Here is a 20,893-nt window from a genome sequence, read left to right on the forward strand (position 1 = left end):
TGCCACTGGAGCCCGGGCCTTTCCTGGTCGTAATCAAAGCAACTTGCGGATTTCATCCGGCAATAACCCGGCGAATCTCGATTGAGGATTGTTTCGGCATTGGCTGACAATCCCTATCACCTTCCTGTTCAATTTCGCGATCAGATCCAGGCGTTGCTCGTCCGATAACATCGCGCGGGAAAAAGCGTTGGTCAGATAGGCACGGGTGTAATGGAAGGCTGCGGAATCAAGCCAGACCTGCTCCGGGGCATGGGCAATTGATTCGATGAGGTCCTGACACTTCAATTCGTTCAGCAATTGGTTGGTATGCAAGGGCAGATCCGAGTCGTAACGAAACATCATCGGTGCAACCACTTCCTGCTCGGCAGGCCTGCCATCTTCAACCACCCAGGGCCTGAAGCGCCATTGGGTGATTGCGACCCGGGTCGCCTCGGCCAGATCCGGATGATCACTTTGCACAATGCTGACCTTACTGACCGAGCCGTCGGCCTTGACCACGAACCTGACCTTCACATCCCCGACGATACCCGTGCGCTGCAGCGCTACCGGATAGACCGGTTTGGGGTTGTTTTCCGGTATCAGGAAAAACTCCTCGGCCCGAATATCTCCAGACACAACCAGCAAAAGCACCGACAAAAGCCACCGCATAAACCCTTCCCTTCGTTATTGAAATGCCAGATGTGGCAGTCATGCAAAGGTTAGAGATCAAGGGCTGCGGATTGAAGGTTGTGGCTTCCGGTACAAGTGCAGGACATTTCCCAATCACCTGCGCTATATCGAACGAGCGATGTACTCAGACGAATACAGGTAATGTTTCCTACATCCGGTTGCATTTTTTATCTCGCGGCCGCCAAGTACGGGCGGAGACAGTCCACGAATCAGGGCCTGGCGATGCTCGCCTGGTCAGTCTTTGATTTACAGCGTTTGAGCTTCGCCTCCAGATTGCGGTCCGGCATGGCGTGGCAGCGCAGGGCATGGGCCGTCTGCTCGACGTAATCACGTGTCGTACCGTAACGCCCGCAGGCATTTTCAAAGACGTGGCTCAACACATGATCCGGCAGGTTGCCGGCATAGGTCGGCAGATGCCGCTCCAGCACAAAACCCAAGGCTTGAACCTGACTGCCGTCTTCAAGCCGGCAGTTGAGCCAATGGGGGCGATAGGACGGCACGGGCATCTCGCGCTGCCATAGTGCATAGAGCGAGGCTTCCAGTTGCTCCTCGGGCAGGCGGTAGGCAAAGCCGCTGCAGGAACCTCCACGATCGAGACCAAACACCAGGCCAGGCATTTCCGGCGTGCCACGGTGTTCGTGGGACCACAGGTACAACCCGCGGTGATAGCCATGCACGCGCCCGCGAACCCTTTCCACAGCCGAGCATTCAGGCCGCCAGATCAACGACCCATAAGCAAACAGCCACACGGGGCCGCCCTTGTGGCGCGCCATGGTCGACTGCATCGAGGTGAGCAATTGTTCGTGAGTGAGTTTGGGCCCCAGATCGAGCCGCGGAGGGTAAGCAAGATTCAAGAAAGCAGTTTCTATGACGCTCATGGCAATCGGGGTTCGGCCCTGCAATTACTACAAAATGTAAACTTACTTAATGTAATAGAACATATAGCAGTAAAGATAAAACGAAAAGTGCTTAAAGATGGTTGGCACGCTGTAAAAACATGAAAACTGCAGACCAGAGCCAACCGTTATATACCCTAATAGCAGACCCGGTTTATCTGAAATACCATAATGAAATATGCATAGACTTGGTATTGGACTTTAATCAAACCCCGCCCATCGGAAATTTCCTACACGCTTTAAGGCATTTCCGCCTGTTCAGCGCTTCGGACAACGCGTACAACGGCCACCCACAAACGCAAGCCAAACTGCCTTTACAGGGGCTGCTCGATGAAAAACCCAAGAATTTACGGACTGTTGCTGTTGCTTTCAGCACCGATTGCAATGGCACAGGACGCCACGAAAGACACCGGCTCCTGGTATCTGCAAACCAGTCTTTATACCAAACACTATTCACCCGATCCCGATCACAATAATCATCAGGACCTCATCGGACTTGAACGGGATCAGGCATCAGGCTGGTTATTTGGTGCAGCAACTTTTCGCAACTCGTTCAGCCAGCGTTCATATTATGCCTACGCCGGCAAACGTTATGAGAGCGCCGATTATCCCGTGTACATCAAACTCACGGGCGGCCTGCTGGAAGGTTACAAGGGCGACTATCAGGACAAGATCCCGTTGAACCGCTTCGGCGTGGCACCGGTGATCATCCCTTCACTCGGTGCCCACTACGGCCCCGTGGCGGCTGAACTGGTGCTGCTGGGGTTCAACGCCGCCATGGTCACGACCGGTCTGCGTTTCTAGCGGGGTGCGTAGGCGAATACATCGGCGCGCATCTGATGAGCGTCCATGCCTGCTTCGACTAAAGCGTCCAGGGTGCCATAGACCATCGCCGGAGAACCGCTGGCATAGACATGCAGTTGCTTGAGATCGGCAAAGTCTTCGCACACCGCCTCATGCAGCATCCCGCAACGCCCTTCCCAGCCGCATTGATCGCTGACAACCTTATGCAGGAACAGATTGGGCAGCTTCAGCCATTGGTCCCAGTGCTCGATCTGATAAAAGTCCTCGGGACGGCGCACGCCCCAGTACAGGTGCACCGGGTGCTTGAAGCCCGAGGCTCGGCAATGTTCGATCAGGCTGTGGATCTGGCCCATGCCGGTACCGGCCGCGATCAGCACCAGGGGACCGTCCGGCAGTTCCGCAAGATGGGTGTCGCCAAAGGGCAGTTCGACGCGCACGATGCCGTTGCGCTTGAGCTGGTCGATCAGGCTCAGTGCACTGGCCTCACGGGCCAGCACATGAATTTCCAGATCACGCCCACCGTGGGGCGCCGAAGCCAGCGAGAACGCCGACTTTTCGCCATTCTCGCGCTCGATCATCAGGTACTGTCCAGCGTGATAGCGCGGCGGCTTGCCGGCCGGCGCCCGCAGGCGCACACGCCAGGTGTCGCCACCGACGTCCCGGCACTCCGTGACCTGACACGACACGCTGCGCACCGGCAGTTCTCCCAGCGCGAGCACGCCATCCCACAGCACGATGCAGTCTTCCAGCGGCTCTGCTATGCAAGTGTAGAACTCGCCATGGTCACGCACATTGCCGGCCTGCTCGACCCGGCCTTCCACCAGCAGCGCCGCGCACACGTGGCAGTTGCCGTTACGGCAGCTTTGCGGGCACTCATAGCCCAGGCGCCGCGCTCCATCGAGAATCCGCTCACCGGGCAGTATCTCTAGCACCGCTCCGGAGGGCTGCAAGGTTACACGCATCAATCTATTCCTAATTGATTCCAGATGGCATCGATCCGTTGGGTGACGGCATCGTCCTTGACGATGACCCGACCCCACTCGCGGGTGGTTTCGCCGGGCCATTTGTGCGTGGCATCGAGACCCATTTTCGAGCCAAGGCCGGACACCGGCGAGGCGAAGTCCAGGTAGTCGATCGGCGTATTTTCGATCATCACCGTGTCGCGCTTGGGGTCCATGCGCGTGGTGATGGCCCAGATCACGTCGTTCCAGTCGCGGGCATTGATGTCGTCGTCGGTGACGATAACGAACTTGGTGTACATGAACTGTCGCAAAAACGACCAGACACCGAGCATTACCCGCTTGGCATGCCCAGGGTACGACTTCTTCATGGTCACGACGGCCATGCGATACGAGCAGCCTTCGGGCGGCAGGTAGAAATCGGTGATCTCCGGAAACTGCTTCTGCAGGATCGGCACGAACACTTCGTTCAGGGCGACGCCGAGGATTGCCGGCTCATCCGGTGGACGGCCGGTGTACGTGCTGTGGTAGATCGGCTTGACCCGGTGGGTAATGCGCTCGACGGTGAACACCGGAAAGCTGTCGACTTCGTTGTAGTAACCGGTGTGGTCGCCGTACGGGCCTTCATCCGCCATCTCGCCGGGATGAATCACGCCTTCGAGGATGATCTCGGCGGTGGCCGGTACTTGCAGATCGTTGCCACGGCACTTCACCAGCTCGGTGCGGTTGCCACGCAGCAGGCCGGCGAAGGCGTACTCGGAGAGGCTGTCCGGCACCGGCGTCACTGCACCGAGAATGGTTGCAGGGTCAGCGCCCAGCGCCACGGACACCGGGAATGGCTGGCCTGGATGCTTCTCGCACCACTCGCGGTAATCGAGCGCGCCACCGCGATGGCTCAACCAGCGCATGATGACCTTGTTGCGGCCAATCACCTGCTGGCGATAGATACCAAGGTTCTGGCGGTCCTTGTTCGGGCCTTTGGTGACGGTCAGGCCCCAGGTGATCAGGGGAGCCACGTCACCAGGCCAGCAGGTCTGCACTGGCAATTGTGCGAGGTCGACGTCATCACCTTCGATGACCACTTCCTGGCACACCGCGTCCTTCACCACTTTCGGCGCCATGGAGATGATCTTGCGGAAGATCGGCAGTTTGGACCAGGCGTCTTTCAAGCCTTTCGGTGGCTCGGGTTCCTTGAGGAACGCCAGCAGCTTGCCGATCTCGCGCAGTTCACTGACCGCTTCGGCGCCCATGCCCAGCGCAACCCGTTCAGGGGTGCCGAACAGGTTGCCGAGCACCGGAATGTCGTAGCCGGTGGGCTTTTCGAAAAGCAGGGCCGGACCTTTGGCGCGCAAGGTGCGGTCGCAAACCTCGGTCATTTCCAGCACTGGTGACACCGGAACCTGGATGCGCTTGAGCTCGCCGCGCTGTTCCAGGCCGCTGATAAAGTCGCGCAAGTCGCGATACTGCATGCGTGAGCCTCGTTTTGGCCGTGGCGTTCGGGGGCTGGCAGTTTAGCGCCGAAGCCCTCTATTCAGAACCACGAACTGGCGGTTGATCAAAAAACAGATAGCAAAAAGCCGGGTTTCCCCGGCTTTTTAGTCTTCGCCGATTTACTTGCGTTTCATCGACAGGAAGAACTCATCGTTGGTCTTGGTCGTTTTCAACTTGTCGACCAGGAACTCGATGGCAGCGACTTCGTCCATCGGGTGCAGCAATTTACGCAGGATCCACATGCGCTGCAGCTCGTCGTCGGCAGTCAGCAACTCTTCACGGCGGGTGCCGGAACGGTTGATGTTGATCGCAGGGAAGACGCGCTTTTCAGCGATGCGACGATCCAGAGGCAGTTCCATGTTGCCGGTGCCTTTGAATTCTTCGTAGATCACTTCGTCCATCTTCGAGCCGGTTTCAACCAGCGCGGTGGCGATGATGGTCAGCGAGCCGCCTTCTTCGATGTTCCGCGCGGCGCCGAAGAAACGCTTCGGTTTCTCCAGGGCGTGGGCATCGACACCACCGGTCAGTACCTTGCCGGAGCTCGGGATCACGGTGTTGTAGGCACGAGCCAGACGGGTGATGGAGTCGAGCAGGATCACCACGTCTTTCTTGTGCTCAACCAGGCGCTTGGCCTTTTCGATCACCATTTCGGCAACCTGCACGTGACGGGTTGGCGGCTCGTCGAATGTCGAGGCAACCACTTCGCCGCGCACGGTGCGCTGCATCTCGGTCACTTCTTCCGGACGTTCGTCGATCAGCAACACGATCAGATGAACTTCAGGGTTGTTACGCGCAATGTTGGCGGCGATGTTCTGCAGCATGATCGTTTTACCGGCTTTCGGCGGTGCAACGATCAGACCGCGCTGGCCTTTGCCGATCGGGGCGCACAGGTCGATAACACGACCAGTCAAGTCTTCGGTGGAACCGTTGCCGGCTTCCATCTTCATGCGCACGGTCGGGAACAGCGGGGTCAGGTTCTCGAAGAGAATCTTGTTTTTCGCGTTTTCCGGACGGTCGAAGTTGATGGTGTCGACCTTGAGCAGCGCGAAATAACGCTCGCCTTCCTTAGGAGGGCGGATCTTGCCAACGATGGTGTCACCGGTGCGCAAGTTGAAACGGCGGATCTGGCTCGGCGAGACGTAAATATCGTCTGGGCCGGCGAGGTAGGAAGCGTCAGCGGAGCGCAGGAAGCCGAAGCCGTCCTGGAGAATCTCCAGCACGCCATCACCGGAGATTTCCTCACCGCTTTTCGCGTGCTTCTTGAGCAGGGAGAAAATCACGTCCTGCTTGCGCGAACGGGCCATATTTTCTATGCCCATCTGTTCGGCCAATTCGAGCAGTTCGGTAATCGGCTTTTGCTTGAGTTCAGTCAGATTCATATAGGAATGACGTAATCATTTATGGAGGGGGGAAATTAAGCTTTTGGCTTAATGAGGCCGCGCCGCGGAGAAGGCGACAGGATCGCGTACTTATTCGAAAAGGAGTGCGTCGGCGACGGCTAGCAGGGGGCAATGGAGAAACCAGTGCGGGGCCGAATGTAACACCTGCGTTTAGGAGCGTCTAGCCCTGAATACGCAAAAAGCCCCGCTATTTGCGGGGCTTTTTGGATGATGCATTACAACGACGCTTAGATGTTGGCGTCGAGGAAAGCCGCCAGTTGCGACTTCGACAGTGCGCCGACCTTGGTCGCTTCAACGTTGCCGTTCTTGAACAGCATCAGGGTCGGGATACCACGCACGCCGTGCTTGGCCGGGGTTTCCTGATTTTCGTCGATGTTCAGCTTGGCAACGGTCAGCTTGCCTTTGTAGGTTTCTGCAATTTCGTCCAGAACCGGAGCGATCATTTTGCAAGGGCCGCACCATTCAGCCCAGTAGTCGACCAGTACAGCGCCTTCGGCCTTGAGTACGTCGGCTTCGAAGCTGGCGTCGCTAACGTGTTTGATCAGATCGCTGCTCATGGAATTCTCCAGGTTGTAAGCAAAAAAACGTGGCCCATCATATCCGCCCTTCCCCTGTTCAGGAAGCCGCAGTTGATTGACTCTCGCTATGGTGTTTCATGAGTTTGGGTATAGCTCAAGTCATGCCCCAAGGGGAGCAACCGCACAAATCGCGCAGTTTGGCCCTCCTCGCGGCCAGCAAAGTTTGTGCTGGATCAACCCTTTCAGCTCTGCGCGTTGGCGCCAGCCTTTGATCGTGGCACGATGTCGAGGTAATCGACCGAGAACCCCTGACCATGCCGCATTCCCAAGCCAAGAATCTGTCCCTGATCGCCGCAATCGACCTGGGCTCCAACAGCTTTCACATGGTCGTGGCCAAGGCCCAGAACGGCGAAATCCGCATCCTCGAACGCCTTGGAGAGAAGGTGCAGCTGGCCGCTGGCATCGATGAAGAGCGTCATCTCAGCGAAGAGTCCATGCAGCGCGGGCTCGACTGCCTCAAGCGCTTTGCCCAACTGATCAACGGTATGCCCACCGGCGCCGTTCGAATCGTTGGCACCAACGCCTTGCGCGAAGCGCGCAACCGCGCCGAGTTCATCCACCGCGCCGAAGAAATCCTCGGCCACACGGTGGAAGTCATCTCCGGCCGTGAAGAAGCGCGTCTTATTTACCTGGGCGTGTCCCACACCCTCGCCGACACCCCGGGCAAACGCCTGGTCGCCGACATCGGTGGCGGCAGTACAGAATTCATCATCGGCCAGCGTTTTGAACCGCTGCTGCGCGAAAGCCTGCAAATGGGCTGTGTCAGTTTCACTCAGCGCTACTTCAAGGACGGCAAGATCACCCCGGCCCGCTATGCCCAGGCTTATACGGCGGCGCGACTGGAGATCATGAGCATCGAACATGCCCTGCACCGCCTGACCTGGGATGAAGCCATCGGCTCCTCGGGCACCATTCGCGCCATTGGCCTGGCACTGAAAGCCGGTGGCCAAGGCTCCGGCGAGGTCAATGCCGAAGGCCTGGCCTGGCTGAAACGCAAACTGATCAAGCTGGGCGATATCGAAAAAATCGACTTTGAGGGCATCAAACCGGACCGCCGCGCAATCTTCCCGGCGGGCCTGGCGATTCTTGAAGCGATTTTCGACGCCCTCGAACTGCAGCGCATGGATCACTGCGAAGGCGCCCTGCGTGAAGGCGTGCTCTACGACCTGCTGGGTCGTCACCACCACGAAGACGTGCGCGAACGCACCCTCACCTCGCTGATGGAGCGCTACCACGTCGATCTGGAGCAGGCTGCACGGGTCGAGCGCAAGGCACTGCATGCGTTTGATCAGGTGGCCAAGGATTGGGATCTGGAGGAAGGCGTCTGGCGCGAACTGCTCGGCTGGGCGGCCAAGGTCCACGAAGTGGGCCTGGACATCGCCCACTACCAGTATCACAAGCACGGCGCCTACCTGATCGAACACTCGGACCTCGCCGGTTTCTCCCGCGAAGACCAATTGATGCTCGCGCTGCTGGTACGCGGCCATCGTCGCAACATTCCCAAGGACAAGTTTGCCGAGTTCGGCGAAGACGGCACCAAGCTGATCCGCCTGTGCGTGCTGCTGCGCTTTGCGATCCTGTTCCACCACATTCGCGGCACGCAGCAAATGCCTCAGGTGGAACTGAACGCCAATGGCAACAGCCTGGAAGTGGTGTTCCCGGAGAACTGGCTGGACGAAAACCAGCTGACCCAGGCCGACTTCGAGATCGAAGCACAATGGCTGACCCGGGTCGATATCGTGCTGAGCGTTCGCTAAATCCTGTGGCGAGGGCGCTTGCTCCCGCTGGGTTGCGTAGCGGCTCCAAGAAAGAAGGCCTGCTGCGCAGTCCAACGGGAGCAAGCTCCCTCGCCACAATTGTTTATCGATCAGACAAAAAAATGGCGATCCGCAGGGATCGCCATTTTTTATGCCCGGTGCGAGTTACCGCACAGTCAGGATCGGGCTACCCAACCGCTCCAGCAACGTCGCCTGGGCACTGCGCGGGTTCTGGTTGCCGGTCGGCGTGTTACGGATGTAACGACCGTCGGACTGCAGGCTCCAGCTGTGCGTGTTGTCGGTCAGGTACAGTTCCAGCTCTTTCTTGACCCGCATGATCAGCTTCTTGCCCTCTACCGGGAAGCAAGTCTCGACGCGCTTGTCGAGGTTGCGCTCCATCCAGTCGGCACTGGACAGGAACATCTGCTCGTCGCCGCCATTGAGGAAGTAGAACACCCGGGTGTGCTCGAGGAAGCGGCCGATGATCGAGCGCACGTGGATGTTGTGGGAAACCCCGGCGATGCCCGGACGCAGGCAGCACATGCCACGCACCACCAGGTCGATGCGCACGCCAGACTGGCTGGCTTTGTACAACGCGCGGATGATCTTCGGATCGGTCAGCGAGTTGAACTTGGCGATGATGTGCGCCGGCTTGCCGTCGAGGGCGAACTGGGTTTCCCGGGCAATCATGTCGAGCATGCCCTTCTTCAGGGTGAACGGCGCATGCAGCAACTTCTTCATGCGCAGGGTCTTACCCATGCCGATCAGCTGGCTGAACAGTTTGCCGACGTCTTCACACAGGGCATCGTCAGAGGTCAGCAGGCTGTAGTCGGTGTACAGACGGGCGTTGCCGGCGTGGTAGTTACCTGTGCCCAAGTGCGCGTAACGGACGATCTCGCCCGCCTCGCGGCGCAGGATCAGCATCATCTTGGCGTGGGTCTTGAAGCCGACCACACCGTAGATCACCACGGCACCGGCTGCTTGCAGGCGGCTGGCCAATTGCAGGTTGGACTCTTCATCGAACCGCGCACGCAATTCGATCACCGCCGTCACTTCCTTACCGTTACGCGCGGCATCTACCAGCGCGTCGACGATTTCCGAGTTGGCGCCGGAACGGTACAGCGTCTGGCGCACGGCCAAGACGTTCGGGTCCTTGGCGGCCTGGCGCAGCAGGTCGACCACGGGTGTAAAGGATTCGAACGGGTGCAGCAGCAGAATGTCCTGCTTGCTGATCACGCTGAAGATGTTTTCGCTGTTCTGCAGCAGCTTCGGAATCTGCGGTGTGAACGGCATGTATTGCAGCTCACGCTGGCTGTCCAGGCCGGTGATGCTGAACAGACGCGTCAGGTTCACCGGTCCGTTGACCTGATACAGCTCGGTCTCGCTCAGGTTGAATTGCTTGAGCAGGTAGTCGGACAGGTGTTTCGGGCAGGTATCGGCGACTTCCAGACGCACGGCATCACCGTAACGACGGGAGAACAGCTCGCCGCGCAGCGCGCGCGCGAGGTCTTCCACGTCTTCGGAGTCGAGCGCCAGGTCGGCGTTTCGGGTCAGGCGGAACTGGTAGCAGCCCTTGACCTTCATGCCCTGGAACAGGTCATCGGCGTGGGCGTGGATCATCGACGACAGGAACACGTAGTTGTCGCCGGCGCCGCCGACCTCTTCCGGCACCTTGATGATGCGCGGCAACAGGCGCGGTGCCGGGATGATCGCCAGACCGGAGTCGCGACCAAAGGCGTCGATACCCTCGAGCTCGACAATGAAGTTCAGGCTCTTGTTCACCAACAGCGGGAACGGGTGCGTCGGGTCGAGGCCGATCGGCGTGATGATCGGTGCGATTTCGTCACGGAAATAGCGGCGCACCCAGGTTTTCAGCTTGGTGGTCCAGTGACGGCGACGGATGAAGCGGACCTGATGTTTTTCCAGTTCCGGCAACAGAATGTCGTTGAGAATCGCGTACTGGCGATCGACGTGGCCGTGTACCAATTCGCTGATGCGAGCCAAGGCCTGGTGCGGTTGCAGACCGTCGGCACCGGCTTGCTCACGGGCGAAGGTGATCTGTTTCTTCAGCCCGGCGACGCGAATCTCGAAGAACTCGTCCAGGTTGCTGGAGAAGATCAGCAGGAACTTCAGCCGCTCCAGCAACGGGTAGGACTCATCCAGCGCCTGCTCCAGCACACGGATGTTGAATTGCAGTTGCGACAGTTCGCGGTGGATGTACAGGCTGCTGTCATCCAGACCGGGAATGGCCATCGCCGGGGCTACCGCGGCGGTGTCGGCGACCGTCGCGGGCGGAGCAGGCTCCAGCTCCGGTGGGGTCTCATCGATTTGCTCCACCACAGGCTGAGCGTCTTTTACGGCAACTTCAGTGAGCACTTCGGTATTCATCGGATGTTCCTGGGAGGGCTATTGTTGCTCTCGTAACAATTGAGCGGCACGAACGGCGAAATACGTCAGGATGCCATCAGCGCCTGCGCGTTTGAAAGCGGTCAGCGACTCGAGGATCACCCCTTCGCTCAACCAGCCATTCTGAATCGCCGCCATGTGCATGGCGTATTCGCCGCTGACTTGATAAACAAATGTCGGCACTTTGAATTCTTCTTTGACCCGGCAGAGGATATCCAGGTACGGCATGCCCGGCTTGACCATGACCATGTCCGCACCTTCTGACAAGTCCGCAGCCACTTCGTGCAGCGCTTCGTTGCCGTTGGCCGGGTCCATCTGATAGGAGGCCTTGTTGGCCTTGCCCAGGTTCGACGCCGAACCGACCGCATCGCGGAACGGGCCGTAATAGGCGCTGGCGTACTTCGCCGAGTAGGCCATGATCCGCACATTGACGTGACCGGCCACTTCGAGGGCCTCGCGAATGGCCTGGATGCGACCGTCCATCATGTCCGAGGGCGCGACCACCTGAGCGCCAGCCTCGGCGTGGGACAGGGCCTGCCTGACCAGTGCATCGACAGTGATGTCGTTCTGCACATAGCCGTCTTCGTCGAGAATGCCGTCCTGGCCATGGGTGGTGAACGGGTCCAGGGCGACGTCGGTGATCACCCCCAGTTCCGGGAATTGCGCACGCAGCGCGCGGGTGGCGCGCTGGGCGATGCCCTCAGGGTTCCACGCTTCGGCAGCATCCAGGGATTTGAGCTCCAGCGGCGTAACCGGAAACAGTGCCAGTGCCGGAATCCCCAGCTCGACCCACTTGGCCGCTTCTTCCAGCAGCAAGTCGATGGTCAGGCGCTCCACACCCGGCATCGACGCCACCGCTTCGCGACGGTTTTCACCGTCCAGCACGAACACCGGCAAGATCAGGTCGTTGACTGTCAGCACGTTTTCACGGACCAGACGACGCGAGAACTCGTCACGACGGTTGCGGCGCAGGCGGGTGGCGGGGAACAAGCGATTGGCGGGGGTAAAGCTCACGGCAGACTCCTGAGCCCGCGCGTACGGGCGAGCGTGACAGTTATAAGCGGCCATTATGACGAACGTGTGACAGTTATGTGCACAGCGCGACACGTAGCCGCATTCCATTGTCGTTGTAGGAAATGTTCACGTCGAGACACATTTGGACACTTTCCTGAATGTGTCTGAAGGGTTAGGCTGCGCGTTCATTTCGCCAGCACCCAGACAATGCTCCAACAATTTCTGCATGACTTCGGCTACTTTGCCCTTTTTCTCGGCACGTTCTTCGAAGGCGAAACCATTCTGGTACTCGCGGGCTTCCTCGCGTTCCGTGGATACATGGACATCAACCTGGTGGTGGTCGTGGCGTTCTTCGGCAGCTATGCCGGCGATCAGCTGTGGTACTTCCTGGGACGCAAGCACGGGCGCAAGTTGTTGGCGCGCAAGCCGCGCTGGCAAATGATGGGCGACCGGGCGCTGGAACACATCCGCAAGCACCCGGACATCTGGGTGCTGAGCTTCCGTTTCGTCTACGGCCTGCGCACCGTGATGCCGGTGGCCATCGGCCTGTCGGGTTATCCGCCTGGACGCTACCTGCTGCTCAACGGGATTGGCGCGGCGATCTGGGCCACAGCCCTCGCGGCGGCCGCCTACCACTTTGGCGCGGTGCTCGAAGGCATGCTCGGCAGCGTGAAGAAGTACGAACTCTGGGTGCTGGGTGCCCTGCTCGTGGTGGGACTGTTGCTGTGGCTGCGCCGGCGCTTCAAGAACGCCCGTCTGGCCAAGCAGGTCTACGCCGACGAGCAAGCCCTGAAGGCCAAGCACAGCAATCTCGAAGAACCTACGAAGCCAGCCGAGTGAAACGGTTTCTGCAGCAGTAGAGACCGATTCCGCTCAACAATGTGTAACTGAGCAGGCCGACCCAGCCCACCGCGCTGGCCGGCCACAGCCCGACCAGCGGCGCCAGCCACACCAGCGGCACATTCGAAGCCAGGCGCAGCAATTCCACCTTGAGCGCCCACGGGCGATTCTCCAGAGCCACGCCCAACACAAACAGTCCCAGCGCCACCGCGCCCCAACCCAGAATCAGCGCGGCCGTCGGCAGCTGCGGCTCCAGGTTCATCAGATAGCTGCCCAGCGCGATGTACACGCAAAACTGTGCCAGCACATACAGCTGCTGACGACCGTCCAGCGGCACCTCGAATTTGCGGAACTGGGTCAAGTCCGGCTTGCTCATCGGGTACTTCGCCGCCACGTCCGCCGGGCGCCAACCGGTGCGCATGAACCAGATCCGGCACTTGTCCCACATACTTTCGGCACGCCGTGCATCGGCCCACAGCTGCGCATAGAACTGCACGTTCGCCCACAGCGGATTCCAGCTCGCCAGTGGCGTGGTCACGCCGAAAATCACCGGTTCGTTGTCGTCCTCTTCCTGGAACGAGCCGAACAGCCGGTCCCAAAGAATGAACACGCCGCCATAGTTGCGATCCATGTAGAGAGCGTTTTGCGCATGGTGGGCCCGATGATTGGACGGCGTCACGAAGAACCATTCGAACCAGCCCAGCTTGGGAATGTGCCGGGTATGCACCCAGAACTGGTACAGCAGGTTAAGCGCCGCCACACTGACAAACACCAGCAACGGCACGCCAATCACCGCCATCGGCAGGTAGAAGATCCAGCTCAGCAGAAACCCGGTGCTGGTCTGGCGCAGCGCCGTGGAGAGGTTGTAGTCCTCACTCTGGTGATGCACCGAGTGGGCCGCCCAGAGGATGTTGCGCTCATGCCCCATGCGGTGCAGCCAGTAGTAGCAAAGATCGTAAAGCACAAAGGCCAGCACCCAGACCCAGACGCTGTCTGCAGACAATTCGAACAGAGCCAGATGCTTGAGAGCGAACGCGTAGGTCAGCAGCCCCACGCCTTTGGTCAACAGGCCAGTGGTGGTCGACAGGATGCCCGTGCTGATGCTGTTGATAGCGTCCGCAACCCGATAATTGCTCACACCGCGCCAGCGATCGGCGACCAGTTCGACGGCGATCAACACGAAGAAAAACGGCACCGCATACAAAATGAAGTCCATGACGCGCCCTGATTGGAAATTTGCGACTCATCCTAGGTGTAGTCGCCCGTCAGCCCTATGGCAACGAGTGACAAATTAGTGGACATTTAACGCCATGAATCTGGAGAAAAGCCCATGAGCAAAAAAGTTGCAGTGATCCTTTCCGGTTGTGGCGTGTACGACGGCGCCGAACTCCACGAGAGCGTCATCACCCTGCTGCGCCTCGACCAGCGTGGTGCCCAGGTACAGTGTTTTGCACCGGACATCGCACAGCTGCACGTGATCAACCACCTGACCGGCGAAGAAATGCCCGAGTCGCGTAACGTGCTGGTGGAATCGGCGCGCATTGCCCGGGGCAATATCAAGGATATCCGCGAAGCCAACGTCGATGAATTCGACGCGCTGATCGTGCCCGGCGGTTTCGGCTCGGCCAAGAACCTTTCGAACTTTGCCACTGAAGGCGCTGGCTGCAGCGTTCAGCCGGACGTGCTGGCGCTGACCGAAGCCTTTGCCGAGGCCGGCAAACCGGTGGGGCTGATGTGCATCTCGCCGGCGCTGGCGGCAAAGATCTATGGGCCCGGCGTAACCTGCACCATCGGCAACGATGCCGACACCGCCAAGGCCATGAACAAGATGGGCGCCACCCATACCGACTGCGCGGTGTGCGATATCGTCGAAGACAAGGCGCGCAAGCTGGTCAGTACGCCGGCTTACATGCTCGCGCAGAGCATTAGCGAAGTGGCATCGGGCATCAATAAGCTGGTTGATCGGGTGCTTGAGTTGACCCACGAAAACGAGGCGTAATACGCTCCGGTAACTGATTACCTGTGGCGAGGGAGCTTGTCGGATCGCCGCACCGTCCCGCTCGGCTGCGCAGCAGTCGTAAAACCGGTCACTGCGATCTACCTGGAATATCGCAGTGAATGGCTTTGGGGTTGCTGCGCAACCCGACGGGAGCAAGCTCCCTCGCCACAAAGTCAGGGTTCAATCAGGTCTTGCGGGATAGCCGAGTCAAAATCCGGTCCAGCGCATTGGCAAACGCCTGCTTCTCTCGGTCACCAAAGGGCGCTGGACCGCCGCTCATCTGGCCCTGTTCGCGCAGATCGGTGAATAGGTTGCGCACCGCCAGCCTGTCACCCATGTTCTGCGCATCAAACTCCTTGCCGCGCGGGTCCAGCGCCGCCACGCCTTTCTTCACCAAGCGATCCGCCAAGGGTACGTCGCTACAGATCACCAGCTCACCGGGAACGGCATGTTCCACCAGGTAATCGTCAGCCGCATCAGGGCCACTGGGCACCACGATCAGCTTGACCAGCGCCAGCGCCGGTTTGGTCTGCGGCTGCCCCGCCACCATCACCACTTCGAACTGGCGCTTGAGGGCAAACTTCACCACCAGATCCCTGGCGGCCCGGGGGCAGGCGTCGGCATCGATCCAGACACGCATCTCTTTTCCTCTTCTGAAAAACATCGCGGGCAAGCCACACTCCCTCAGGTTATACGCAATCCTGTGGAAGCGGGCTTGCCCGCGAATTTGAGCGCAGCGAATGCGGTTAAGCCGTAACCCGACGCTTCTCAGCCACCCGACTGCGCCCATACAGCACGATGATCGCAACGATGGCCACGGCTTGAGCACTCAGCGAATATGCATCCGCGTGAATCCCCAGCCATTCGAAATCAAAGAATGGCACCGGCCGCGTGCCGAAGATCCCGGCTTCCTGCAGCGCCTTCACACCATGGCCGGCAAACACCACCGACAGCGCGCACAACAGACCCGCGTTGATGCTGAAGAACAGCGCCAGCGGCAGTTTCGCCGAGCCGCGCAAGATCACCCAGGCCAGACCGACCAGCAGCACCACCGCCGTCGCGCCACCGGCCAGCACCGCGTTATGCCCCGCAGGCCCGGCCTGCAACCACAAGGTTTCGTAGAACAGAATCACTTCGAACAGCTCGCGATACACCGAGAAGAACGCCAGCGTGGCGAAGCCGAAGCGCCCGCCACCACCCACCAGGCTGCTCTTGATGTAATCCTGCCAGGCGGCCGCGTGGCGGCGATCGTGCATCCAGACGCCGAGCCAGAGCACCATGACCGCGGCGAACAATGCGGTCGCACCTTCCAGCAACTCACGCTGGGAACCGCTGACATCAATGACGTAGGCCGCCAGCGCCCAGGTCCCCAGCCCGGCAAGAAACGCCAGGCCCCAGCCGATGTTGACGCTACGCACCGCCGACTGCTGGCCGGTGTTGCGCAGGAACGCGAGGATCGCCGCCAGTACCAGGATCGCTTCCAGACCTTCGCGCAACAGGATCAACAGTCCGGAAATGTAGCTCAGGGACCAGCTCAAGCCATCGTTGCCCAACAGCTGCGCCGACGCCTTCAGCTTGGTCTTGGCGGTGTCAAGGCGCTGCTCGACTTCGCTCACCGGCAGGCTGTCCTGGATCGATTGACGGTACGCCATCAAGGACTTTTCGGTGTCCTTGCGGACGTTGGCGTCGATGTTGTCCAGCGAGCTTTCCACCAGCTCGAAACCTTCCAGGTACGCCGCGACCGACAGGTCGTAGGCCTGATCATGCTGACCGGCGCGGTACGCCGCGAGGCTCTTGTCCAGGGTGGTAGCGGTGTAATCGAGCAATTGCGCCGGGCCACGCTTGACCTGCGGCGGCTGGGCGCGCTGGGCGCGGAATGCCTCAGCCGCCTGCGGGCCATCGGCGGCCTGTACTTCGGCCGGCGTCTGACGCGCCAGATCGGCAATGTTGTAGGTTTTGTCGCTGCTGGCCGTGGCCACCTCAACACTGAAACTGGCGATGTAGGTGGCCAGGTCCCAACGCTGACGCTCATCCAGTTGATCGGCGAAGGATGGCATGTCCGTACCTTCAAAACCCTGACTCAAGGCGCTGTAGATTGCGTAAAGGCTCAGATGGTCCATGCGCGCGGTGTCACGCAGATTGGAAGGTGCAGGCGTCAGCCCCAGACCCGCAGGACCGTCACCCGCACCGGCGTCGCCGTGGCAGACCGAACAATGCTGGGCGTACAGCGGCGCGCCACGGCTCGGATCCGGGGTGATAATCGGTGCCTGGCTGACCTCATAGGCCACCGCCAGTTTTGCGCCCAACTGGCGGGCCTGGCGAGCGACGTCCGCGCCTTCCTGACGTGCGCCGATGGCAGTGCGCAGCGTGGTCAGATTTTGCTCAAGGGCAGCCTTTTCCGGTTTGGCCGGCATGGCCGCGATCAAACCTTCCAGCGTCTTGATCGACTCCTGCTGCGCCCGGTACTCGTCCTGGTTGACGATGCTGCCCGCTTGTACCGTGTCCGGGTAGTCCGCGCTGATGTAATCGAGCAGATGCAGCGCTTGAGGCGCGCCATCAGCGGGGTCGGCCAGCAGTTGAAGGCTGCAGGACGCCACTAGCGGCAACAACAGCCAGGCCAGGAATCGGGACGGGGCAATCATGAATGAATCTCAATTGGAAATGCGAAGTTACATATTGTTAACGCCTGACGGCTTTCACTCAAGCTTTGTCGGGATTTCCTGCATCACGGTACGCAAGCCAGATCACTGATTTACCAATGAAAAAGGCGACCGCCAGGGTCGCCTTGTGTGGGTGCCGGCTGGATTACGTGGCGGCTCTGCGCAACGTAGCCATGAAGGCCGCAGCACCGATGAACAATCCTGCGAAGGTGCGATTCATGCGTTTTTGCTGTTGCGGGGTACGCAGCAGGCGCAACACCTTGGAAGCCAGCCCGGTGTAACCGGCCATGACCACCAGATCAACGCAGATCATGGTGACGCCGATCACCACGTACTGGATCAGCAACGGCGCATGGGGGTCGATGAATTGCGGCAGGACAGCCAGCATGAACACCAAGGCCTTGGGGTTGCTGATGTTCACCAGAAAGCCGCGGAACACCAGGGCCATGGGTTTGCCGATCTGCCGCACCGCGGCGTCGTCACTCATGTCGCTGGGCTGCGCACGCCATTGCTTGATGGCCAGGTACACAAGGTAGGCCACGCCAAACCACTTGATCGCATGGAACGCAGTCGCCGACGCCGTGAGGATCGCGCCGACCCCCGCACCAACGATGGCAATCTGCAGGGCCAGGCCCAGTTGCAGGCCCAGGGCGTTCCAGTAGCCGCGCCAGAAACCGTATTGCAGACCGCTGGACATCGACGCAATGGCGCCGGCACCAGGAGAAAGACTGATCACCCAACAGGCGGCAAAAAACGCCAGCCATGTTTGAAGCTCCATTGCACACCTCGACTCAGACTCGTGACAGACGTCTAAGCTAATGCGGCTTTGGGCGGATGACTATCGATTTTTTGCAGGATGTGTCGAGCGGCAATCAGGCGCTTACTTTTCAAACCCGCTGGAAGGAAACACATCAGTCCCACGCCAACGCCGCACCGAGCGCTGGAAGAACAGACTGTTGGGCACCTGCACCATTGCACTGCCGGTGCCGAGTTCTTCAGCCTCGATCAGCGTGGTGTAGAGCAAATTGATTGCCACCACCCGCCCCTTCACGCCCGGCTTGTCGGTGGTGTCGACCAGTTCGACCACATCGCCAAGACGAAACGGGCCCACGGTGAAAATCAGAATCGCGCACAGCAGGTTCGACAGCACGCTCCACATGGCGAAAAACGCCACCGCCGCAACAGCGACGAACCCGGACAACGCCGTCCACAGCACGGTGGCCGAAACACCCAGGCGCTCAAGCACGAAAATCAGTGCGCTGCCCATGATCAGCCAGCGCAATCCGCCCCGCAGCGGCATCATCAACTGCGGCGGGAACGGGTAACGTTCACCGAGGCGCGTCAGGCCCTTGGCGACGAAGCGCTGGGTGAAATAGGCCGCCAGCAGGATCAGCAGGATCTGCACGCCGAGGAGGATCGGCTCGACCCATTCTGCCGGCAACGGCAGCTTGAAGGCGCCCATCAGGACAGCGCCTCCAGCTCCGCCTGCATGCTTTCCAGCAACTCCAGCGCTTCCATCCAGGCTTCTTCCAGTTCAGCCTCACGCACCTTCAACTTGGCCTGCTCGGCCAGCAGATCGCGCAATTCATTCTTGCGTGCCGGCTCGTAGATATCACTGTCGCCGAGGCTGGCATCGATCTTCGCCAGTTTCTCGTGCAGCTTGCCAAGCTCGGCTTCGAGCTTGTCGGCCTCGCGCTTGTGCGGCGCCAGTTGTTGACGCAACGCTGCGGCTGCCTGGCGCTGGGCCTTCTTGTCGGTCTTGTCCGGATTCACCGGTGTGTTGCTGACCGGGGCATTACGCTGGCGATAGTCCACCAGCCAGCGGGTGTAGTCCTCGAGGTCGCCATCGAACTCTTCGACCTTGCCGTCGGCAACCAGGTAGAAGTTGTCGGTGGTGCTCTTGAGCAAATGACGGTCGTGGGAGACCACCAATACCGCACCGCTGAACTCTTGCAGGGCCATGGTCAGTGCCAGGCGCATTTCCAGGTCCAGGTGGTTGGTCGGCTCGTCGAGCAGCAACAGATTCGGGCGATCCCAGGCGATCAGCGCCAGGGCCAGACGTGCCTTCTCGCCACCGGAGAAGTTCAGCACCGGCTCGTCGATCCGTGCACCCCGGAAGTCGAAGCCGCCGAGGAAGTCGCGCAAGGTTTGCTCGCGCTCGGTCGGGGCCAGGCGTTGCAAATGCAACAACGGGCTCGCCTTGGCGTCCAGCGAGTCGAGCTGATGCTGGGCGAAATAGCCGACCACGGTGTTCTCGCCGCGGGTCAGGCGACCGGCCAGTGGCGAAAGCTCACCCGCCAGGTTCTTGATCAGGGTCGACTTGCCCGCACCGTTAGGACCGAGCAGGCCGATCCGCGCACCCGGGGTCAGTTGCAACTTGACCTTCTCCAGCACGGCTTTGTCGCCGTAACCCAGACGAGCATCGGACAGGTCGATCAGCGGGCTGGAAATCTTCTGCGACTCACGGAAGACGAAGTCGAATGGCGAATCGACGTGAGCGGCGGTCAGTTCTTCCATCCGTTCCAGAGCCTTGATCCGGCTCTGGGCCTGACGGGCCTTGGTCGCCTGGGCCTTGAAGCGGGCGATGTAGCTTTCCATGTGCGCACGTTGTGCCTGCTGCTTCTCGTAGGCCTGTTGTTGCTGGGCCAGACGTTCGGCGCGAGCACGTTCGAAGGCGCTGTAACCACCACGGTACAAGGTGATCTTGCGCTGATCGACGTGAGCGACGTGATCGACCACGGCATCGAGGAAGTCGCGGTCGTGGGAAATCAGCATCAGCGTGCCGGGATACCCTTTGAGCCACTCTTCCAGCCAGATGATCGCGTCGAGATCCAGGTGGTTGGTCGGTTCGTCGAGCAGCAGCAAGTCGGAAGGACACATCAGGGCCTGCGCCAGGTTCAGGCGCATCCGCCAGCCACCGGAGAAGTCGCCGACCTGACGATCCATCTGCTCGTTGGTGAAGCCCAGGCCCGCCAGCAGTTTGCGCGCGCGCGCATCGGCGGTGTAACCGTCGGCGCTGTCCAGTTCCGAGTGCAGACGAGCCTGTGCGGCACCGTCATGGGCCGCTTCGGCCGCCGCCAGGTCGCGTTGCACCTGGCGCAGGCGCAGGTCGCCATCGAGCACGTAGTCGACCGCCAGGCGCTCGAGCGTGTCGACCTCCTGGCGCATGTGGGCGATACGCCAGTCGGCCGGCAGGAAACAGTCACCCGAGTCCGGGTGCAGTTCGCCCCGAAGCAAGGCGAACAGGCTCGATTTGCCGGCGCCGTTGGCACCGATGAGGCCGGCTTTCTGGCCGGCGTGCAGGGTCAGCTCGGCGTCTTCTAGCAGACGTTGCGGGCCACGCTGTAAAGTCAGGTTCTGAAGTCGAATCATAATGGCGGCGGAGTCTACCAGCTTCGCTCGCAACTGGCGCGAGTAGCA

Annotated in this window: 18 protein-coding genes; 4 read left to right on the forward strand and 14 right to left on the reverse strand. The window is 60.2% G+C overall.

Features of this window, described 5'->3' with window-relative positions:
• Positions 1-33: 33 nt before the first annotated feature.
• The gene (locus tag EIY72_RS06095) at positions 34-648 is read right to left on the reverse strand and encodes an energy transducer TonB (RefSeq protein WP_093228795.1); all 615 of its coding nucleotides are present in this window, start codon (positions 646-648) and stop codon (positions 34-36) included.
• A 230-nt stretch (positions 649-878) separates the two neighbouring features.
• Positions 879-1,547, reverse strand: a complete 669-nt coding sequence (locus EIY72_RS06100; RefSeq protein ID WP_093228792.1) for a gamma-glutamylcyclotransferase — start codon at positions 1,545-1,547, stop codon at positions 879-881.
• A gap of 348 nt (positions 1,548-1,895) precedes the next feature.
• Here EIY72_RS06100 and EIY72_RS06105 point away from each other — a divergent pair, with 348 nt between their 5' ends.
• On the forward strand, positions 1,896-2,369 hold the full coding sequence (locus EIY72_RS06105; RefSeq protein ID WP_093228790.1) for a sn-glycerol-3-phosphate transporter: 474 nt from the start codon (positions 1,896-1,898) through the stop codon (positions 2,367-2,369).
• Here the strand turns inward: EIY72_RS06105 and EIY72_RS06110 are convergent.
• The 4 genes from EIY72_RS06110 to trxA form a co-directional block, all read right to left on the reverse strand.
• Entirely contained in the window at positions 2,366-3,331 is a 966-nt protein-coding gene (locus tag EIY72_RS06110) for a CDP-6-deoxy-delta-3,4-glucoseen reductase (RefSeq protein ID WP_093228787.1), read from the reverse strand. The genes EIY72_RS06105 and EIY72_RS06110 overlap by 4 nt on opposite strands.
• Positions 3,331-4,797 (reverse strand): 4-hydroxy-3-polyprenylbenzoate decarboxylase, encoded by a 1,467-nt coding sequence (ubiD, locus tag EIY72_RS06115; protein ID WP_093228784.1) that lies wholly within the window; start codon positions 4,795-4,797, stop codon positions 3,331-3,333. The genes EIY72_RS06110 and ubiD overlap by 1 nt, the downstream gene beginning before the upstream one ends.
• 141 nt (positions 4,798-4,938) lie before the next feature.
• Positions 4,939-6,198: a transcription termination factor Rho gene (rho, locus tag EIY72_RS06120; protein ID WP_003206716.1), complete on the reverse strand. Its 1,260-nt coding sequence runs from the start codon at positions 6,196-6,198 to the stop codon at positions 4,939-4,941.
• Between the two features lie 248 nt (positions 6,199-6,446).
• Positions 6,447-6,776: a thioredoxin TrxA gene (trxA, locus tag EIY72_RS06125; protein ID WP_003206727.1), complete on the reverse strand. Its 330-nt coding sequence runs from the start codon at positions 6,774-6,776 to the stop codon at positions 6,447-6,449.
• A 275-nt stretch (positions 6,777-7,051) separates the two neighbouring features.
• Between trxA and ppx the strand changes: the two genes are divergently transcribed.
• Positions 7,052-8,554, forward strand: a complete 1,503-nt coding sequence (gene ppx, locus EIY72_RS06130) for an exopolyphosphatase (protein ID WP_093228781.1) — start codon at positions 7,052-7,054, stop codon at positions 8,552-8,554.
• Positions 8,555-8,719: 165 nt separating this feature from the next.
• Here ppx and ppk1 read toward each other — a convergent pair whose 3' ends face one another.
• Both ppk1 and hemB read right to left on the reverse strand, forming a co-directional pair.
• On the reverse strand, positions 8,720-10,942 hold the full coding sequence (ppk1, locus tag EIY72_RS06135) for a polyphosphate kinase 1 (protein ID WP_093228778.1): 2,223 nt from the start codon (positions 10,940-10,942) through the stop codon (positions 8,720-8,722).
• 18 nt (positions 10,943-10,960) lie between these two features.
• Positions 10,961-11,974: a porphobilinogen synthase gene (gene hemB, locus EIY72_RS06140; protein WP_093228774.1), complete on the reverse strand. Its 1,014-nt coding sequence runs from the start codon at positions 11,972-11,974 to the stop codon at positions 10,961-10,963.
• Between the two features lie 207 nt (positions 11,975-12,181).
• Between hemB and EIY72_RS06145 the strand changes: the two genes are divergently transcribed.
• Positions 12,182-12,814 carry a DedA family protein gene (locus tag EIY72_RS06145; protein WP_093228771.1) on the forward strand — a complete coding sequence of 211 codons (633 nt, stop codon included), beginning with the start codon at positions 12,182-12,184 and terminating at the stop codon, positions 12,812-12,814.
• On the opposite strand, the gene EIY72_RS06150 is transcribed toward EIY72_RS06145, so the two are convergent.
• Entirely contained in the window at positions 12,795-14,030 is a 1,236-nt protein-coding gene (locus tag EIY72_RS06150) for a sterol desaturase family protein (RefSeq protein ID WP_093228768.1), read from the reverse strand. The two genes, EIY72_RS06145 and EIY72_RS06150, sit on opposite strands and share 20 nt — an antisense overlap.
• A 114-nt stretch (positions 14,031-14,144) precedes the next feature.
• On the opposite strand from EIY72_RS06150, the gene elbB reads away from it, so the two are divergent.
• On the forward strand, positions 14,145-14,813 hold the full coding sequence (elbB, locus tag EIY72_RS06155; protein WP_093228767.1) for an isoprenoid biosynthesis glyoxalase ElbB: 669 nt from the start codon (positions 14,145-14,147) through the stop codon (positions 14,811-14,813).
• Positions 14,814-14,997: 184 nt separating this feature from the next.
• Here the strand turns inward: elbB and EIY72_RS06160 are convergent, their stop codons facing one another.
• The 5 genes from EIY72_RS06160 to abc-f form a co-directional block, all read right to left on the reverse strand.
• Positions 14,998-15,453 (reverse strand): YaiI/YqxD family protein, encoded by a 456-nt coding sequence (locus EIY72_RS06160; protein WP_093228765.1) that lies wholly within the window; start codon positions 15,451-15,453, stop codon positions 14,998-15,000.
• A gap of 106 nt (positions 15,454-15,559) precedes the next feature.
• The gene (locus EIY72_RS06165) at positions 15,560-17,455 is read right to left on the reverse strand and encodes an FTR1 family protein (RefSeq protein WP_093228762.1); all 1,896 of its coding nucleotides are present in this window, start codon (positions 17,453-17,455) and stop codon (positions 15,560-15,562) included.
• 163 nt (positions 17,456-17,618) lie between these two features.
• Positions 17,619-18,251 (reverse strand): homoserine/homoserine lactone efflux protein, encoded by a 633-nt coding sequence (rhtB, locus tag EIY72_RS06170; protein WP_093228760.1) that lies wholly within the window; start codon positions 18,249-18,251, stop codon positions 17,619-17,621.
• A 102-nt stretch (positions 18,252-18,353) separates the two neighbouring features.
• Positions 18,354-18,935 carry a mechanosensitive ion channel family protein gene (locus EIY72_RS06175; protein ID WP_093228758.1) on the reverse strand — a complete coding sequence of 194 codons (582 nt, stop codon included), beginning with the start codon at positions 18,933-18,935 and terminating at the stop codon, positions 18,354-18,356.
• Positions 18,935-20,845 carry a ribosomal protection-like ABC-F family protein gene (gene abc-f / locus EIY72_RS06180; protein WP_093228755.1) on the reverse strand — a complete coding sequence of 637 codons (1,911 nt, stop codon included), beginning with the start codon at positions 20,843-20,845 and terminating at the stop codon, positions 18,935-18,937. The genes EIY72_RS06175 and abc-f overlap by 1 nt, the downstream gene beginning before the upstream one ends.
• Positions 20,846-20,893: the final 48 nt, after the last annotated feature.

The organism is Pseudomonas vancouverensis, from assembly GCF_004348895.1.
Classification (GTDB): Bacteria; Pseudomonadota; Gammaproteobacteria; order Pseudomonadales; family Pseudomonadaceae; genus Aquipseudomonas; species Aquipseudomonas vancouverensis.

Coding starts and splice junctions, on each gene's coding strand:
- rho (WP_003206716.1), bottom strand. CDS start 6,198: ATGAATCTGACTGAACTCAAGCAAAAGCCGATTACCGAACTGCTCGAA.
- abc-f (WP_093228755.1), bottom strand. CDS start 20,845: ATGATTCGACTTCAGAACCTGACTTTACAGCGTGGCCCGCAACGTCTG.
- trxA (WP_003206727.1), bottom strand. CDS start 6,776: ATGAGCAGCGATCTGATCAAACACGTTAGCGACGCCAGCTTCGAAGCC.
- EIY72_RS06100 (WP_093228792.1), bottom strand. CDS start 1,547: ATGAGCGTCATAGAAACTGCTTTCTTGAATCTTGCTTACCCTCCGCGG.
- EIY72_RS06145 (WP_093228771.1), top strand. CDS start 12,182: ATGCTCCAACAATTTCTGCATGACTTCGGCTACTTTGCCCTTTTTCTC.
- elbB (WP_093228767.1), top strand. CDS start 14,145: ATGAGCAAAAAAGTTGCAGTGATCCTTTCCGGTTGTGGCGTGTACGAC.
- rhtB (WP_093228760.1), bottom strand. CDS start 18,251: ATGGAGCTTCAAACATGGCTGGCGTTTTTTGCCGCCTGTTGGGTGATC.
- EIY72_RS06105 (WP_093228790.1), top strand. CDS start 1,896: ATGAAAAACCCAAGAATTTACGGACTGTTGCTGTTGCTTTCAGCACCG.
- EIY72_RS06110 (WP_093228787.1), bottom strand. CDS start 3,331: ATGCGTGTAACCTTGCAGCCCTCCGGAGCGGTGCTAGAGATACTGCCC.
- EIY72_RS06165 (WP_093228762.1), bottom strand. CDS start 17,455: ATGATTGCCCCGTCCCGATTCCTGGCCTGGCTGTTGTTGCCGCTAGTG.
- EIY72_RS06160 (WP_093228765.1), bottom strand. CDS start 15,453: ATGCGTGTCTGGATCGATGCCGACGCCTGCCCCCGGGCCGCCAGGGAT.
- EIY72_RS06175 (WP_093228758.1), bottom strand. CDS start 18,935: ATGGGCGCCTTCAAGCTGCCGTTGCCGGCAGAATGGGTCGAGCCGATC.
- EIY72_RS06095 (WP_093228795.1), bottom strand. CDS start 648: ATGCGGTGGCTTTTGTCGGTGCTTTTGCTGGTTGTGTCTGGAGATATT.
- ubiD (WP_093228784.1), bottom strand. CDS start 4,797: ATGCAGTATCGCGACTTGCGCGACTTTATCAGCGGCCTGGAACAGCGC.
- EIY72_RS06150 (WP_093228768.1), bottom strand. CDS start 14,030: ATGGACTTCATTTTGTATGCGGTGCCGTTTTTCTTCGTGTTGATCGCC.
- ppx (WP_093228781.1), top strand. CDS start 7,052: ATGCCGCATTCCCAAGCCAAGAATCTGTCCCTGATCGCCGCAATCGAC.
- ppk1 (WP_093228778.1), bottom strand. CDS start 10,942: ATGAATACCGAAGTGCTCACTGAAGTTGCCGTAAAAGACGCTCAGCCT.